Annotated in this window: 14 protein-coding genes and 1 tRNA gene; 14 read left to right on the forward strand and 1 reads right to left on the reverse strand. The window is 46.5% G+C overall.

The features are described 5' to 3' along the window. Positions 1-63 precede the first annotated feature (63 nt). The 3 genes from CI595_RS07285 to CI595_RS07295 all read left to right on the forward strand — a co-directional run bounded on the left by CI595_RS07285 (position 64) and on the right by CI595_RS07295 (position 2,203). On the forward strand, positions 64-1,056 hold the full coding sequence (locus CI595_RS07285; RefSeq protein ID WP_095172623.1) for an aldose 1-epimerase family protein: 993 nt from the start codon (positions 64-66) through the stop codon (positions 1,054-1,056). Positions 1,057-1,077: 21 nt separating this feature from the next. Beyond that, positions 1,078-2,037 carry an amidohydrolase family protein gene (locus CI595_RS07290; RefSeq protein WP_330397257.1) on the forward strand — a complete coding sequence of 320 codons (960 nt, stop codon included), beginning with the start codon at positions 1,078-1,080 and terminating at the stop codon, positions 2,035-2,037. Positions 2,038-2,119: 82 nt separating this feature from the next. Then, positions 2,120-2,203 (forward strand) — tRNA-Leu (locus tag CI595_RS07295). A 61-nt stretch (positions 2,204-2,264) separates the two neighbouring features. On the opposite strand, the gene CI595_RS07300 is transcribed toward CI595_RS07295, so the two are convergent. Next, positions 2,265-3,116: a helix-turn-helix domain-containing protein gene (locus CI595_RS07300; RefSeq protein WP_095172624.1), complete on the reverse strand. Its 852-nt coding sequence runs from the start codon at positions 3,114-3,116 to the stop codon at positions 2,265-2,267. 200 nt (positions 3,117-3,316) lie between these two features. Between CI595_RS07300 and CI595_RS07305 the strand changes: the two genes are divergently transcribed. The 11 genes from CI595_RS07305 to CI595_RS07355 all read left to right on the forward strand — a co-directional run bounded on the left by CI595_RS07305 (position 3,317) and on the right by CI595_RS07355 (position 17,324). Then, positions 3,317-4,591 carry a uroporphyrinogen decarboxylase/cobalamine-independent methonine synthase family protein gene (locus CI595_RS07305; RefSeq protein ID WP_095172625.1) on the forward strand — a complete coding sequence of 425 codons (1,275 nt, stop codon included), beginning with the start codon at positions 3,317-3,319 and terminating at the stop codon, positions 4,589-4,591. A gap of 192 nt (positions 4,592-4,783) precedes the next feature. Next, positions 4,784-6,118 (forward strand): ABC transporter substrate-binding protein, encoded by a 1,335-nt coding sequence (locus CI595_RS07310; RefSeq protein ID WP_162291824.1) that lies wholly within the window; start codon positions 4,784-4,786, stop codon positions 6,116-6,118. 128 nt (positions 6,119-6,246) lie between these two features. Continuing rightward, positions 6,247-7,182 (forward strand): carbohydrate ABC transporter permease, encoded by a 936-nt coding sequence (locus tag CI595_RS07315; protein WP_095172627.1) that lies wholly within the window; start codon positions 6,247-6,249, stop codon positions 7,180-7,182. Next, on the forward strand, positions 7,183-8,001 hold the full coding sequence (locus tag CI595_RS07320; protein WP_095172628.1) for a carbohydrate ABC transporter permease: 819 nt from the start codon (positions 7,183-7,185) through the stop codon (positions 7,999-8,001). A gap of 100 nt (positions 8,002-8,101) precedes the next feature. After that, positions 8,102-9,643 carry a response regulator transcription factor gene (locus tag CI595_RS07325; RefSeq protein WP_095172629.1) on the forward strand — a complete coding sequence of 514 codons (1,542 nt, stop codon included), beginning with the start codon at positions 8,102-8,104 and terminating at the stop codon, positions 9,641-9,643. Next, a complete protein-coding gene (locus tag CI595_RS07330; RefSeq protein ID WP_095172630.1) occupies positions 9,640-11,385 on the forward strand; it encodes a sensor histidine kinase in 1,746 nt (581 codons plus the stop codon). Before CI595_RS07325 ends, CI595_RS07330 begins: the two co-directional genes overlap by 4 nt. A 216-nt stretch (positions 11,386-11,601) precedes the next feature. Beyond that, positions 11,602-12,435, forward strand: a complete 834-nt coding sequence (locus CI595_RS07335; protein WP_095172631.1) for a deoxyribonuclease IV — start codon at positions 11,602-11,604, stop codon at positions 12,433-12,435. A gap of 215 nt (positions 12,436-12,650) precedes the next feature. Beyond that, positions 12,651-13,658, forward strand: a complete 1,008-nt coding sequence (locus tag CI595_RS07340) for a deoxyguanosinetriphosphate triphosphohydrolase (RefSeq protein WP_095172632.1) — start codon at positions 12,651-12,653, stop codon at positions 13,656-13,658. Continuing rightward, a complete protein-coding gene (gene dnaG / locus CI595_RS07345; protein ID WP_095172633.1) occupies positions 13,659-15,443 on the forward strand; it encodes a DNA primase in 1,785 nt (594 codons plus the stop codon). It begins immediately after the preceding gene. A gap of 40 nt (positions 15,444-15,483) precedes the next feature. After that, positions 15,484-16,608: an RNA polymerase sigma factor RpoD gene (rpoD, locus tag CI595_RS07350; RefSeq protein ID WP_095172634.1), complete on the forward strand. Its 1,125-nt coding sequence runs from the start codon at positions 15,484-15,486 to the stop codon at positions 16,606-16,608. Between the two features lie 11 nt (positions 16,609-16,619). Next, positions 16,620-17,324 (forward strand): tRNA (adenine(22)-N(1))-methyltransferase, encoded by a 705-nt coding sequence (locus CI595_RS07355; protein ID WP_187144007.1) that lies wholly within the window; start codon positions 16,620-16,622, stop codon positions 17,322-17,324. Positions 17,325-17,406 lie beyond the last annotated feature (82 nt).

Raw genomic sequence — 17,406 nt, forward strand, 5'->3', positions numbered from 1 at the left:
AGGAATACAGCGCTGCGGCGTACTGATATCATGAAAGTTAGAGAAAGTGAAGGAAAATGCAGGATGAAAAGAGAGATCATGAAGAAAACGGGCAGTATACAGCAGATAGCCTATGTGAGAAAGGTGACTTTTGAGGAAGGGGCAGCAGCAGGCCTCAGGGCTTATGAGGTGAAGACCGGGGAACTGGCCTTTACTGTGGCGATTGACAAATGTCTGGATATTGTGGAGATGACGTATAAAGGGGTTAACCTGAATTTTCTCAGTAAACCGGGTCTCATGAACCGCCAGAGGTTTGACAGCAGCGGGTTTGAGGCACAGAAGAGTATAATGGGCGGCATGTTTTTTACCTGCGGTACCAGCAATGTGGGAAAACCGGACCTGACGCCGGATGCACCGCTTCCCATGCACGGCTATCTGCGCTCAACACCGGCAGAGCATGTGTGTGCGGACGCTTTTTGGGATGGGGATGTATACCGCATCGTGATCTCCGGGGAAATGCGCCAGGCGGCCCTGTTTGGGGAGAATATTGTACTGAGAAGGACGATTTCAGCGGAGCTTGGAAGCAGTGAGATCAAGATACATGATGAATATGTGAATGAAGGATTCGGGGATGAGCCGTTTATGCTTCTGTACCATTGCAATGTGGGGTATCCTCTGCTGGATGAGGGGAGTGTGATTGAAGTACCCGCATTGGAAACCGTGCTGAAAGGGGAGACGGAAAAGACAGAACTTCCATGGAACCGTGTGGGAGCGCCGGTGAATCTGCTTCCGGAACAGGTGTTTTACCATAAGATCCGGTTTGATGAAAATGGCAGGGCATGTGTAAAGGTGAAGAATCCCAAATTGGGAATGGGAATCTGCGTGGAATTTCCGGAGAAGGAACTGCCGAATTTTACCCAGTGGAAGTCCATGGCATCAGGAGACTTCGTTGTGGGGCTGGAACCTTGTAACTGCCATGTGGACGGCCAGAAATGGGAAGAGGAGAATGGTACGCTTCGCAGGATTGGAGCGGGGGAGAGGAGATGTGTAGATTTGGTACTTCGTGTGGAGGGCTGATGTAATAGGGGATGCGCAGACGTGGAGAAAGATGAAGGGAAAGAAGGGACTATTATAATGCGGGAAGATGCCGGGAATGGATGTTATGATGGAGGGAGGAGCAGGGAGGACATGTTCGGAGAATGTCATGCGCATATCTTCATGGACGGGGTGAACTATAGAGAAGCTGTGCAGAGGCATCTGCACGGCGTGGATGATCGTGTGATCCGGCGTCATTTTAAAATGTACCGGGAGAAAGGGATCACATTTGTAAGGGACGGAGGAGATGACCTGGGAGTCTCAGAGAGGGCCAGGGAGATTGCCGGGGAGTATGGGATTGATTACCGGACGCCGATTTTTGCAATTCACAGAAAAGGCTGTTACGGCGGGATCGTGGGTAAGGCGTACGAGAATATGAAAGAGTATGCAGAGCTTATAAGAGAAGTTAAGGCCCATAAAGGGGATTTTATTAAGATCATGACAACGGGCATCATGGATTTTGATACAGACGGTGGAATCACAGGGGAAGCGCTGCCGTATGCGGAAGTAAAGGAGATGGTGCATATTGCCCATGAAGAGGGGTTTGCAGTCATGTGCCATACGAACGGTGCCGGTCCTGTGGCTGATTTGGTAAGGGCAGGTGCGGACAGCGTTGAGCATGGGAATTATGTCTCAGAGGAGACACTTTTGATGATGGCCGAGTCGGATATTGTCTGGGTACCTACGATTACTGTGGTGGCAAATATGTTTGGGTGCGGCAGATTTTCGGATGAACTGCTGCATGAGATTTACGAGTTGGGAAAGAAAAACATCAGGAGGGCATTAGAGCTCGGAGTTCACATGGCTTTGGGCAGTGATGCGGGAGCTTATCTGGTCCCCCATGGACAGGGACTGCTGGATGAATGGAGATGTTTTCAGGAGTGCGCGGAGGATGAAGATGTCTTAAAAGCACGTATTTTTGAGGGAGAGGAAAAAATTAGAAAAAAATTCAGATTTTTTTAGGAAAAGGTATTGACGAATACAAAATTTGGTGATATACTTTCACTTGTCGTTCGGAAGTGATAACAAAGAGCGACAGAGAAAAGCGGGAGTGCTGGAATTGGCAGACAGGCTAGACTAAGGATCTAGTGGTCGCAAGATCGTGTGGGTTCAAGTCCCATCTCCCGCATTTTAGATGCCCTGTATCTGAGAAGATACAGGTTTTTTTTCTGTACAGAAATAAAATGCTGTTAATGTGGAAGGCACCGGTACTCCGAAGGGGTATACCCCGTATGTTTCTTGAAGGTAATGCAGAAGCTGTTCTCACTTTGGAATCCGCAGGCATACCCCACGTCTTTAACAGTCCTGTCTGTAGTCTTCAGGTAATAGACTGCCTGCTGAAGGCGTATGGAGGTCAGGTAGCTGTGGGGCGTCATGCCGGTCTCCTTTTTGAAGCATCGGATAAAGTAAGATAAGTTCAGGGAAACGTGGCCGGCAAGCTCCTCCATAGACAGGTTGGAGGAAAACTTTTGCTGCATATAGGAGATGGCACGTTCGCTCACCGTATTGCCGGCGGAGGCTAACAGTGTGTAATCGGGCATATCCAGAAGGAAAGAGAGCATATCCGTAATGTATTTGGAGAGCCAGATTTCATTATAAGGAACATGCATAGCAAAAATATCCAGCATATGCTGCAGAGGCCTCAAAACCTGCAGGGCCTGGCTTTTGGGCAGAGAGAAGACAAACCCGTTCTGTTTTATGACCCATTGATAATAGCTTTTTGCGGAGATGCCGTCAAAATGGATCCACTGGATTTCCCAGGTGGAATTTGTCCCATAGATATGGGGCTGATAACAGTCAATACAGCAGAAATCACCTTCTTTCAGGCGGAATTGTTTTCCGGAGTATGTGAGATAACCGGAACCGGTCCTGACATAGAGCAGAAGAAAGCTGTCGTAGCTTGAACGCTCCACATGGTAAGTGGAATCACAGAAAAAATGCCCCAGACAGATGGGATATAAAAATTCCCGGCGGATCAAAGCGGTGGGTGTACAGAAATAAATCCTGGATTCGGGAAGAGGTGTTGGATTTGATGTTTCCATAAGGTTTGCCTCCTGAGGTTTTCTTTTACTATAAAGATATAGAATTCATACGCGGTAGTCAATGAGAAAGGATATAATTTAGTCAATTTTTTTATATATAATGTCAATTCACTGTAATGAAAAACCCTTCTGTATCGGTTATGATATAGAAAACGGATTAACACTTAGAAGTCAATAACAGAGAGTAAAGGAGAATATTTATGGAATACGGGATCAGCAATGAGGATAAGCGGATATTACGTGAAGTGGCAGAAAAACATAAAGAATTTGCATCACAGGAGAGAAATACGGTCCTGAAAGAAAAATGGTACAAGCACAATGCACTTCAGGGGGAGATACCCATGGTGGTACTGGAGTCATGGGGATTTAACAATGAGGTGATCGTCCCAAGACTGAAATGTACCGGGGATTTTGCAAGAAAAGTTGAGTTTGATCTGTATCAGGACTTTGTGGGTCAGGAACTGTTTGAGGATGACAGAGTGACACCGGATTGTTTTGAAATGAATTATGACACGGAGTTCAAGCTGTATGGGCTGGATATGAAGAAAGAGTTTGCCACGGGAAAAGAGGAGGAGGACTGCGCAGGGATCAGTGTGCGCTTTCTGCCGGTGATCGAGGATTTGGAAGATGATCTTGGAAAAATAGGGCCAAGTGTGTTTTCCGTGGACCTGGAAAGCAGCAGAAAGAAACTGGAGGCTGTAACAGAGGCAATCGGTGATATCCTGCCGGTGAGAAGGAAAATGGACTGTCTCTACAGCGTACCTACCCAGATGCTCATCCATCTGATGGGTATGGAAAATATGATGCTGAATATTGCCCAGTACCCGGAGCTTTTCAAAAAAATCATGGACCAGGCGGCTGATGATACCCTGGCCTATTATGATCTGTTGGAGGAAAAGGGGGTAATCCTTCCCACCACGGAATATGAAAGTGTTGGTCAGGGAACCTTTGCTTTCAACAGGGAACTGCCCGGTCAGGAAACCCTGAAGGAAAGAAAGCTGACCCGCAGGGATGTTTGGGGATACATGGACTCCCAGGAAACACTTAGCATTTCTCCGAAGATGTTTGAAGAGATCATTTTCCCCTGCTATGAGAAGATCGGTTCCCAGTTCGGCCTGCTCTCCTATGGATGCTGTGAGCCGGTTGACAAGGTGTGGGACAGCTGCATCAGCAAGTTTAAAAATCTGAGGAAGGTTTCAATCTCTCCCTGGTGTGACGAAGAGTTCATGGGAGAACGGCTGAGGGGCAGTAATGTGATCTACCATAGAAAACCGGCTGCCACTTTCCTGGGTATCAGCGGCAAAGAGCTGGATGATGAGGCATTTAGGGCTTATATCAGGAAAAGCCTCCATTCTGCAAGAGGATGTAAGATGGAGATCACCCAGAGGGATATCTATACCATTGACAGAAATATAGAGAAAGCCCGCCGCTACATACAGATCATCAGGGAAGAGATTGAGGATCACTGGAAATAAAAAAGTATCACTGGAATACGTGGAAGAAGCGTCTGTGCAGTTAAAATGCATGGGCGCTTTTCTTTTTATATCTCCTGCAGGATTATGGAAATGAGCGGATATTATACAAATGAGCCGGATATTGAATAGGAGGAGAAGATGTTTTTTGTTATGATAGTCCTATCAAAGAAAGGACAAAGGAGGAACGTGGAAATGAAAAATTTAAAAAAGATTCTGAGTTTGGTTTTGGCAGGGACTATGGCGTTGACAGTGCTGGCTGGTTGCGGAAACGACGCAGATGACAGCGGCGGCAAGAAGGAAGAACAGGGCGCCGCTGAGAGCAGCAAAGGTGGTGATAAAGTTGTATTGTCCTATTGGGGTTGGGATTCCAACTTTTATAAGCCCATGATGGAGGCCTTTCAGAAAAAATATCCAGAAGTGGAATTTGAGATCACAGAAGTGGCATCCGCAGATTATGTGACAAAGGTACAGCAGTGTATTGCATCTGGGATGGAACTGCCGGATATATTAGTGTCTGAGGCAAATTACAGGGGGCAGATGCTGAGTATTGATATGTGGGAGGATTTGACGAAAGAACCTTATAATTTGAAAGATGATATGTTTTTTGACAGCTATTTGAATCAGATGAAAAATGCAGACGGTAAGATCATGTGCGTGGATCAGACAGTATGTCCGTCAGCATTTGCTTATAAAAGGGATTTGGCAAAACAATATCTTGGTACGGACGATCCGGATGAACTGGCTGCTATGCTGCCGGATATAAAGGCTTTCTGTGATGCTGCCGAAAAAGTACAGACAGAGTCAGGCGGCTCAGTAAAATTATTTTCTACGATCGGAGCAGTGGCGGAATGGCTGCGTGGCAAGGAGGCAGCATCATTGGTGAATGACAATGGTGATGTGGACTTTACTGGAAAATACAAGCAGACCATAGAGGATGCCTGCCAGCTCCGGGATGCGGGGGCCATTGATGTGATCGAACAGTGGTCTGCCCAGGACAATGCCGCTTATGCACAGTCAAATCATATCTTCTTTCCGGCAGCCAACTGGTCCCTGGAATTTTCTATAAAACCGAATGACCCGGACGGAAGCGGAAACTGGGGTATGTTTATACCTGAGGGGAACAGCTTTTCCTGGGGAGGCACTGCAATGGGCATATCCAAAGAGAGCAAAAACAAAGAGATGGCGTGGAACTTTATAAGATTCTGCACAATGGAGGATGAAGGGATTCAGGTAATGAAAGAAAAGGTGGATTACTATACTCCCTACAAAGCCCCCTATGACAATCCGGAGTATACATCTAAAGTAGATGCGTATTTTGCAGATCAGGATGTGGGAAAACTCCTTTATCAGGATATCATGCCTAAGATGAAAATTGCGCAGAGAACAGAATACGATGGTGTTGCCAGTGAGGTATTGACACTTGTGTTAAATAACATTATTGCGGACGAAAGTGTGACATCGGAACAGGCCTTGACCCAGGCCCTGGAGGAGATGCAGAATCGTCTGCCCGACGTGGTTGTTAAATAAGAGCTGACGGCAAAGGCTGCTGCACAAAAATCAAAAGTGATTCTTTGCTGCGGCAGCCTTTTTATGACAGCAGAAAACCCCCAGGGCACATTTTCTGTTGTCTGCATGACATATAAAGGAGATTATTTATGAATAAACGACAGGCGGGTTCAAAAGGGCTTAGAAAATATACACTTTATTGGCCGCTGTTTTTTCTTGGTCCATTTATCATATGCTTTTTGGCTTTTAATCTGTTCCCCATTTTATTTACTCTGCGAACCAGTTTTTTTGAGTGGGATGGTATGGCGGATAAGGTGTTTGTTGGAATTGCCAATTATAAAAGAGTTTTGTTTGAAGATCCTAATTTCAGAAAATCCATTTTATACACCTTACGGATCATGCTGCTTTCTTATCCGATATCCATATTTCTGGGGCTGTTGATGGCAGCATGTCTGAGTAACCTGAAAAGAGGCAGGCATGTAGCTCAGACAGTGAATTTTCTGCCTTATATTACAACCCCTGTTGCGATTGGATTGATTTTTTCCTTTTTATTTGACTGGTCATCCGGCATTGTGAATAAGATCCTTATGGGGTTGGGGTTGATCGACAAAGGATTAAACTGGCTTGGAGATCCAAAGCTGGCTTATTTTGTCGTGGCATTTATGATTATCTGGAAGAGTACCGGCTATTATATGGCAATCTATCTTGCTGGGATCACATCTATCTCAGAGGATGTGTTCGAGGCTGCACGGGCGGATGGGGCCAGTGCCTGGAAAATATTCTGGAAAATAACCATCCCCATGCTGAAGCCAATCACTGTTTTTGTGGTAGTTACCAGTATTATCAGCGGGCTTCAGATGTTCGATGAACCAAACCTTCTTTTTAACGGCAGCGGCATGGGTTCCGCCTCGGTAGGAGGGCCGAACCGTTCTTGTCTGACCATTGTATGGAACTTTTATGATGTATCCTTTAAAACTACCAGCAGACTTGGATATGGTTCTGCGGTAGCCATCGTGCTGTTTGTTATCATTGTACTCTGTGCCGTCATCGGCATGAAACTGATGAATCGGAAGGAGGAAGTATAAATGAAGAAAAGAGTTGCTAAAATATTAGCGGCAGTAGCATTACTTCTGGTATCGTTGATCTCTCTGTATCCTTTTTTTACCATGATATTAATGTCAACTTATAAAACGGAAGAGATATTCAAAGGTATTCCATTTCTCCCCTCCGATTATTTTATGAAAAATGTGAGTATTGTTATGGAGTCAGGGTTTGTAAGGACATACATAAACAGTCTGATCATATCTGTATCCGCTACGATAGGCTGTATACTTATAAGCGCTATGGCAGGGTATGCCTTAAGTGTATATCCCTTTAAGTGGAAGAAGGCACTTTTTAGTTTTGTAATGATGACCATGATGGTACCGTCACAGATTGGGATAATCGGTTATATGATCGAAATGAAGACGCTGCACCTGGCAGGTACCTTATGGCCCATGATCCTGCTCTGGCTGGCCTGTGGTTTCGGGGCATTTTGGATGACACAGTTTATTCAGGGAGCACTGCCCATAGAGATCGTGGAATGTGCCAGAATAGACGGATGCGGGGAATTGAAAATTTTCTTCCGTATTGCATTTCCTTGTATGATATCCGGTATTACTACACTGGCGCTTTTGATCTTTCTGTGGTCCTGGAACAGTTATCTTGTACCTCTTGTGTTTGTCAATAGCCCAAAGCTTTATACGATACCCGTTTATATCCGCAGCCTTGGAAATGCTTACCGAACAGATTATGCGGCGCAGATCACAGGGCTGCTGCTGGCGACGATCCCTCTGATCCTGATGTTCATCCTGGGTTCCAAAAGTTTTATAAAGGGTTTGACTGCCGGAGCTGTCAAGGGCTGACGGAGTTGGTAATTAATACCATAAATTGTATTGAGGCAGGCGGGGTGGTATGATTAAGTAGAGCAATGCTACCATGACAGAATAAGAGGTGTTTGAATCTATGGAGCAAATCAGGATTTTTCTTGTGGATGATGAACCCATGGCAATCCGCCACATTAAAAGGGTACTGGGTGACAACCAGGAGGCATATCAGATCGTGGGGACAGCAGAAAATGGCAGCCAGGCTCTTGAGAAGCTGGAATCCTGCCATCCGGACATGATATTGGCAGATATATGCATGCCGGTAATGGACGGGCTTGAATTGGCAGGGGCGGTGAAGGCACATTACCCGGAGATCAAAGTGATACTTCTGACCTCCTACAAGGATTTTTCTTTTGTACAACAGGGACTTACTCTTGGGATTTCCGGCTATATGATTAAGAATGAGATCACAAAGGAACAGGTGAACGCGGAAATAGAAAGGCTTTTTCTCGAGTCTAAAATGGAGAAGGAAAAAAACAGGATCTATTTTGAAAAAAATATATATAATTTCCTAAATCACGGGGAAAAAAGTGTCGTCACATTTAACGCACCGAAAGGCTGCAGCACTAGTTATGCGGTGATCTCAATTTTTAGAAAAATTCCTGTAAAGCTGTCAGAAATTCAACAGGAAGAATTCAGACTGGATGAAAATCAGATGGAATCCCTTTTTTACACAGAGAATATGAAGTGCAGAGCAGCGGTAAAGATGTCAGCCGCCTCCTATTGCCTGATTTTTTACGTGCGAAATCTTTCCAGTGAACGGCAGCAGCAGGAACAGCTATGCGGCATTGCAGGCCAGATAGAAGAATTTTTAAAAGAAGAAAAGGCAGATTGTGTGCTGCTGGCCTCCTCAGCTAATTTAACATTTGATGAAATTCCAGCCTGTTATCAGAAACAGAAATCCTGGGAGAGGTATATACATACATTGGATAAGGCACGCGTGCTGTATTCCTGGGAATATGAGAAAAAACGGGATATAGGGCAGCAGGTGGATATCTGGAAGTGGATGGAGGAATTTGTGGACCCTGTCAGCAGAGCGTGGGATTTGGAGACAGCCGTGGATAAACTTTGCAGGTACAGAGATACCATACCGGTGGATACTTATCTACATATAGCAGAGCTGTTATATCAGGAGCTTTTAGGTAAAAGGAAAAAATCGTGTCTCTCTACTTATGAGTTAGAGCAGAAGAAAAACTATATTTTTCAGAATCCCCAGGCTCTGGAAAAGTGGCTGTCTGCAGAAATCAGGAGGACAAAGCAGGAAGAAGAGGCCGACAGCGTACAGTCTTACTCGGAGAATGTGAAAAAAGCATTGGATTATATACACGGAAATTATGAAAAACAAATCACACTGGAGGGCATCAGCAGATATATAGGAATCAGCGAAAGCCACCTGAGGAGGCGCTTCCGCAGAGAAACAGGGATGACCGTGGTGGACTATATTACCAGATACCGTATTGAAAAGGCAAAAAGGCTCCTGGAAACAGGGGAGTATGTCATCGGTGAGATTTATGAAAAGGTGGGGTTTTCCACCAGCCAGTATTTCAGTATCGTATTCAAACGGTATGAAAAAATAAGTCCCGGACAATATCAAAAGAAGTGGAGCAGTCGGCGGGAATGAAGCGAAAAGGTATTAAATATAAAATATTAAACCATATACTGCCCCTGATCCTTTTGTCTTTTTTGATCATAGGCGCTGTATGTTTCGGTTCCGTCCATATTATCTTAAAAGAACAGGCTGTCAGCGGCGAAAAGCAGAAATTGGAGCAGTATGTACAGCATGCCGGATATATTCAGGAGACCACAGAAAATCTGGCTCGTTTAGTAGCTCTTGACAAGACAGTGCAGGAACTGTTCTACAAAGACCAGGATGATTCTTTCAGCCGTTTGCTGTACAAGGATAACCTGGAAAAGAAATTGACAGAGTACATGCTTTCTCAGATAGGCTGTGTCTGTATTTCCATTATAAGTGACGGTGTGTGCTATTCAAAAGAAAGAACAGAATATGACTTTGAAAATGCTGCCTGGTATAAGGAGTTTAAAGAATCCGGAAAACGGACAGGGTTCGCGCCTCCTGGAAATATAGCGGTAATAAAAGCGCATTACAAAGTAGACGTGCTGCCTTATATTTTAACGGGTTTTGATGTGACGGGGAAAAGCAGTGAGCCGATTGATATTGTAGTTGAGATACGGAAGGAGCAGTTTACACAGGAAACTACCATTGACGATGGGCTGGTCCAGGCATTCTTGCTGTATGACGGGTACGGAAACCTGCTCTCGGAGAAAGGAAAAAGCACAGTTGCTTATCAGGATCTCCCTGCGTTTGAACAGGGCAGAGATACCGCTGTAAAGGAACTTGAAAACGGAAATATCCTTCTGATCAACGGTAATATGAAAGGCGGTTGGAGATGTGTTGCGGAAATTTCTGCCCAGTCCATGAACAGGAGGATTGCGGATTCCTTAAGGTTTATTCCGATCTGCATGGGAGTTACAGGATTGCTTCTATTGTTTATACTATATCAGGATGTAGGCAGGATCACACGTCCCTTGCACAAACTGTCCGTTGCAAGCAAGAGGATAGGAGAAGGAAACCTGGACACAAGAGTGGCGATAAATACAACAGACGAGGTTTCAGAACTGGGGGACACTATAAATACTATGGCTGAAAATCTCCAGCAGTACATAAAAAAATCCATTGAATATGAAAAAGATATGGTCAATATGGAAATTGACCGCCTGATGCTGCAGATAAATCCCCATTTTATTTACAATACACTGAGTACCATATCGTATATGGCGGAGGAGGAGGGAAATGACAGGATCGCCTGCTTTTCCAATGCCTTTATTGCCCTTCTGCAGGACACACTGAGGGCAGAAAAGGATAATTATTTCACAACACTGCGGCAGGAAATTAAAAACGTGGAAAATTATATTACACTCCAGAAATTTAAATATGAGGACAGGGTGGAAGTGTTCTATGAAATTCCGGAGGAGCTTCTGGAATGCAGGGTGCCAAATATTTTACTGCAGCCTATTGTGGAAAATGCATTATTTCACGGGATAGTCCCCAAAACAGGCCCCGGCATGATCATTATCCTTGCATACCATGACAAGGGCAGGCTTTGCATCTGTGTTCAGGATAATGGAGTGGGAATGACAAAAGAAAATCTGCAGGCAGTCATGCAGGATAAGAAATTAATGGCAGGAACGCAGCGGAAAATAGGTGTGGGAAATGTAAAAAACAGAATTCAGTATATTTACGGAACCGAGTACGGGTTGGAGATAAAAAGTATGCTGGATGTAGGAACAAGTGTTATTCTGCATATCCCGTGCGAATATGAGGAGGAACGGAATCTATCTTGAGCATATGAGAGTCTGGAGCAGTTGAACGGGCCTGCAGGTTTTAAAGGGATACGAAGTGAAAGTGTATGAAATGGATGAGCAGGTAAATGATTGAAAACTTCCGGGATATCCTTCCGGAAGTTTTTTAAGAAAGACTACTTTTTTTGTCCACTTTCGTGTATAATATCTTAGACGGTTTCAGCATACAGAAGAAAAAACCGCCAGGAGGAAAAAAATATGCTAACGATCGGATGTCATTTATCCTCAGCCAAAGGTTATGAGGCAATGGGGAAAGAAGCGGTTAAAATACAGGCCAATACCTTTCAGTTTTTTACCAGGAACCCCAGAGGAGGGAAAGCAAAAGAGATCAGCCAGGAGGATGTGGAGAAGTTTTTAAAGCTTGGGGAGGAGCAGGGGTTCCCCTGTATTCTGGCCCATGCGCCCTATACATTAAACGGCTGTTCCGCGGATGCGGGTATCAGGGAATTTGCCACAAATACCATGGCAGATGATTTAAGACGCATGGAGTATACACCGGGAAACTGTTATAACTTTCATCCGGGCAGCCATGTGAAACAGGGGGTGGAAACAGGGATCTCCTACATTGCGGACATGTTGAATAAGATCCTGACAGAGGAACAGAATACCACAGTGCTTCTGGAGACCATGGCCGGAAAAGGCAGTGAGGTAGGCAGGACTTTTGAGGAACTGCGGGAAATCCTTGACCGGACAGAGCTTTCCCATAAAATGGGTGTCTGCCTGGACACCTGCCATGTATATGACGGTGGCTATGATATTGTGAATGACCTGGATGGGGTCCTGACAGAATTTGACCGGGTGATCGGCCTTGACAGGCTGAAGGCCATACATTTAAATGACAGCATGTTCGGTCTTGACAGCCACAAGGACAGACATGCAAAAATAGGGGAGGGCAAGATAGGGTTTGAGGCCATGAAGCGCATCATCAACCATCCGAAACTCAGGAAACTGCCGTTTTATCTGGAAACCCCCAATGACTTAGAAGGATACGCCAAAGAGATCGCCATGCTGAAAGAAGCCTATATGGAGTAGAATTACGGGAAGTATGCAGTAATTTCTCGGCAGAGGAAAAAGATTGACTGCTCTGCCGGGAAATTTTTGCTGTTTATGAGGGAATGTGCGGGGAAAGAAAAAAAATGTGAAATTTTTGCCGGAGAAAAAGGAAATCCCTGTTTTATGCGTAATAATGTATATGAGAAAGTTTTTTATACTGGCTTTGCTTTTGAAGAGAGAAGGTGAGCTGCCGAATGAATATCCGTGAGGAGATGGAACAAAGGGAGATGGAACTTTTAAGCCCTTACGCTGCCCACAGCAGGGACAGCAGGGGCAGGGACCGTTATGAGGAGGAGTGCGATATCCGGACGGTCTATCAGCGGGACCGGGACAGAATCCTGCACTGCAAGTCTTTTCGGAGGCTGAAGGATAAGACCCAGGTCTTTCTGGCGCCCCAGGGGGACCATTACAGGAACCGTCTGACCCACACCCTGGAGGTCTCCCAGACTGCCAGGACCATTGCCAAGGCTTTAAGGCTCAATGATGATCTGGTGGAGGCCATTGCGCTGGGACACGATTTGGGACATACCCCCTTTGGCCATGCCGGGGAGAGAGCGCTTGACAGAGTGTGCCCCCTGGGATTTGCCCATTACCGGCAGAGCATCCGGGTGGTGGAATGTCTGGAGAAGAACGGGGCTGGGCTGAATCTCACCTGGGAGGTGCGGGACGGGATCCTGAATCACAGGACCAGCGGTTCCCCCCATACCCTGGAGGGACAGATCGTACGGCTCTGTGATAAGATCTCCTATATCCATCACGATATGGATGACGCCCAAAGAGCAGGGGTCATCACGGAAGATGACATTCCCATCACCCTGCGGCTTTTGCTGGGTGAGAACACAAAAGAACGGCTCAACACCTTCATTCATGATATTGTGGACAACAGCAGAGGGAAAGATGCGATACACATGTCCCCTGAGATTGAGGAGGGACTGCGTGACCTTCGGAACATTATGTTCCAGAATGTCTATCTGAATCCCGTTGCGAAAGAGGAAGAGGAAAAGGCAGAGAACCTTGTGGAAGCCCTGTACGGCTATTACAGCACCAAACCGGACAAAATGTCTGAGGAGTACAAACGGCTGCTTAAGGACGGCGAGGAGATGAACCGGGTTGTCTGTGACTATATTTCCGGTATGACGGACCAGTATTCCATGGAAAAATTCAGGGATATTTTTGTTCCGAAAGGATGGAGTGTTTACTAGATGTTTTATTCCGATGACATAATTGAAGAAGTCCGCATGAAAAATGACATTGTGGATGTCATTTCCGGTTATGTGCGGCTGCAGAAAAAGGGCAGCTCCTACTTTGGCCTGTGCCCTTTCCACAATGAAAAATCACCGTCCTTCTCCGTAAGCCCCGGCAAGCAGATGTATTACTGCTTCGGGTGCGGAGCAGGAGGAAATGTGTTTACTTTTATCATGGAGTATGAGAATTTCACCTTTATAGAAGCTGTGAAATACCTGGCCGAGCGGGCCGGGGTGAAACTTCCGGAAGGGGAATACTCCAAAGAACAGAGGGCTGCCGCGGACTTAAAGACAGTTCTTCTGGAGGTGAACAAAAAAGCTGCCGCCTACTATTACTATCTGCTGAAGCAGGAAGGGGGCAGGCAGGCTTATGAGTATCTGAAGAACAGGGAATTGTCAGACGATACCATCAAGGGGTTCGGCTTGGGCTATTCCAGCAAATATTCGGACAGCCTGTACCGGTATCTGAAGGGAAAAGGCTATTCGGATACTATTTTGAAAGAATCCGGGCTTTTTTCCGCGGATGAGAGATATGGCATGCACGACAAGTTCTGGAACCGTGTCATGTTTCCCATTATGGATGTGAATAACCGGGTGATCGGTTTCGGCGGGCGTGTTATGGGCGATGCAAAACCCAAATATCTGAACTCGCCGGAGACGAAGATCTTTGACAAGAGCCGTAACCTTTACGGCCTGAACATTGCCAGAAAGTCCAGAAAGAATTACCTGATCATCTGCGAGGGATACATGGATGTCATCTCCATGCACCAGGCGGGATTTACCAATGCGGTGGCTTCCCTTGGGACAGCCCTCACAAGCGGACATGCCAGCCTTATGAGCCGCTACACAAAGGAAGTGCTGCTGACCTATGACAGTGATGAGGCAGGGCAGAAGGCAGCCCTTCGGGGGATCCCTATTCTCCGGGAGGCTGGCATCAAGCCCAGGGTGGTAAATCTGGCGCCTTACAAGGACCCGGATGAATTCATCAAGGCAGAGGGTCAGGAGGCATTTGAGAAGCGGCTTTCTGAGGCTATGAATTATTTTCTGTTTGAAGTCCAGGTCATGGAACGGCAGTATGATTTGGCGGACCCGGAGGACAAAACAGAGTTTTACAGGGCGATCGCAAAAAAACTGCTGGAATTTCCTGAGGAACTTGAGCGTAACAATTACATGGAGAGTATTTCCAGGAATTATCAGATCCGTTATGAAGATCTGCGGCGCATGGTGAATAACCTGGCCCTTTCGGGCACGGCAATTTCGGCAAAGCCCAGACCGCCGGTTAAAGAGCGGAGAAAGGATAAGAAGGAGGACGGCAGGGACGCTTCCCAAAAGCTGATGCTGACCTGGCTTACTTCCTATCCAAAGATGTTTGACACCATAGAGGGGTATATAAGCCCTGATGATTTTACTACGCCCCTGTTTCGGCAGGTGGCAGAGCTTTTATTTGAACAGCACGAACAAGGAAAGGTCAATCCGGCTAAGCTTTTGAACCGGTTCACTGACAGCGAAGAACAAAAGGAAGTTACATCCTTATTTCACGCAACCCTGCATCTGGAAAATGACCAGGAGCGCATGCGCGCTCTCAAGGAAACCGTCTGCAGGATGAAACGGGACAGCATTGCGCATCAGAGTCAGACTCTGGCGCCGACGGACATTGCAGGCCTGCAGAGACTTGTGGAGGCAAAAAAACATCTGGAAGAAATTGAAAGTGGAAAGGTAACACTGCATATTTCTTTTGATTGAGGCAAAGATATAACTAAGTAATGAGAGGATGGAACATTTTATGGAAATGAACATGGCGAAATTCAGCGAGAAACTGCAGGAATTGGTGGAGCTGGGAAAGAAAAAGAAAAATGTCCTGGAATACCAGGAGATCAATGACCATTTCAAGGAAATGCCCCTGGACCCTGACGCCCTGGACAAAGTATTTGACTATCTGGAATCCTGTGGTATTGATGTGCTGCGTATTCCGGAAAGTGACGAGGATGTTTTTATAATCAGCGATGATGACGGCATCAATCTGGACGAAGAGGAAGAAGTGGATGTGGAGAATATCGATCTTTCCGTTCCGGAGGGCATCAGCATCGAGGACCCTGTCCGTATGTATCTAAAAGAGATCGGCAAGGTGCCCCTTCTGTCCGCAGAGGAGGAGATAGAACTGGCAAAACGTATGGAAGAGGGAGATGAGGCAGCCAAGAAGCGTCTGGCAGAGGCCAACCTGCGTTTGGTTGTCAGTATCGCCAAGCGTTATGTGGGACGTGGTATGCTGTTTCTCGATCTGATCCAGGAGGGAAATCTGGGTCTGATCAAGGCTGTGGAAAAATTCGACTACAGAAAAGGTTACAAATTCTCCACATACGCTACCTGGTGGATCCGTCAGGCCATAACAAGGGCCATTGCAGACCAGGCACGTACCATCCGTATCCCTGTGCATATGGTGGAGACCATCAATAAGCTGATCCGTGTGTCACGCCAGCTTCTGCAGGAGCTGGGCAGGGAGCCGCAGCCGGAGGAGATTGCAGAGAAGATGGATATGTCAGTGGACAGAGTCCGTGAGATCCTGAAAATATCCCAGGAACCGGTATCTCTTGAGACACCCATCGGTGAGGAGGAAGACAGCCATCTGGGAGATTTTATCCAGGATGACAATGTGCCGGTTCCCGCAGATGCGGCTGCCTTCACACTTTTAAAAGAACAGCTTGTGGAAGTGTTAAATACATTGACAGACAGGGAGCAGAAGGTCCTCAGGCTGCGTTTTGGCCTGGATGACGGAAGAGCCAGGACCTTGGAAGAAGTGGGCAAAGAATTTAATGTGACCAGGGAGCGTATCCGCCAGATCGAGGCCAAAGCACTCCGTAAGCTCCGCCACCCCAGCCGCAGCCGTAAATTAAAGGATTATCTGGATTAAGGATGAGCAGTATGAAGAATGTGCAGCTTTCGGACAGGCTTCGCGCTGTGGCATCCCTGGTGACACCCGGCAGCAGGATCGCGGATGTAGGGTGTGACCACGGTTATATTCCCATTTATCTGTATCTGGAAGGAAGGATACCGGGAGCCATTGCCATGGATGTGAACCGGGGTCCTCTTCTTCGGGCAGAGGAACATATCAGGGAATACGGGCTGGGGAACTACATAGAAACCCGCCTCTCTGATGGTGTAAAAGCTTTATCCCGCGGGGAGGCGGATACGGTTATCATAGCCGGCATGGGCGGCCCGCTCATGGAGAAGATCCTCACTGAGGGAAGCCATGTGCTGGAGACTGTATCAGAGCTGATTCTCCAGCCCCAGTCTGAGATTGGCCGTTTCCGGCATTTTCTGCTGGAACATGGGTACAGGATCACAGCGGAGGATATGGTCTTTGAAGACGGAAAGTATTATCCGATGATGAAAGCTGTCAGGGGCGGGCAGAGTTACACGGAAGAGATTGAGTATCTCTACGGCAGCGGCCTTCTGGACAGCAGAAATCCGGTTCTGAAACAGTTTTTGTTAAAGGAACGATCCTCCGTGGAAAAAATCATGGAACATCTTAAGGCTGCAGATACCAGGACAGGCAGCCGGCGGCTTTTGGAACTGGAACAGGAGCTTATCCATATCCGAAAAGCGCTGGAGCATTATAAAGAATAACAGCCCGTATGAAAGTGCAGCAGATGTGCAGCCCATGGCGAAGGGATTTTTTATGGCCGTATGCTTGTAAACGTTCCTATTC

The organism is Blautia hominis, from assembly GCA_002270465.1.
Classification (GTDB): Bacteria; Bacillota; Clostridia; order Lachnospirales; family Lachnospiraceae; genus Blautia; species Blautia hominis.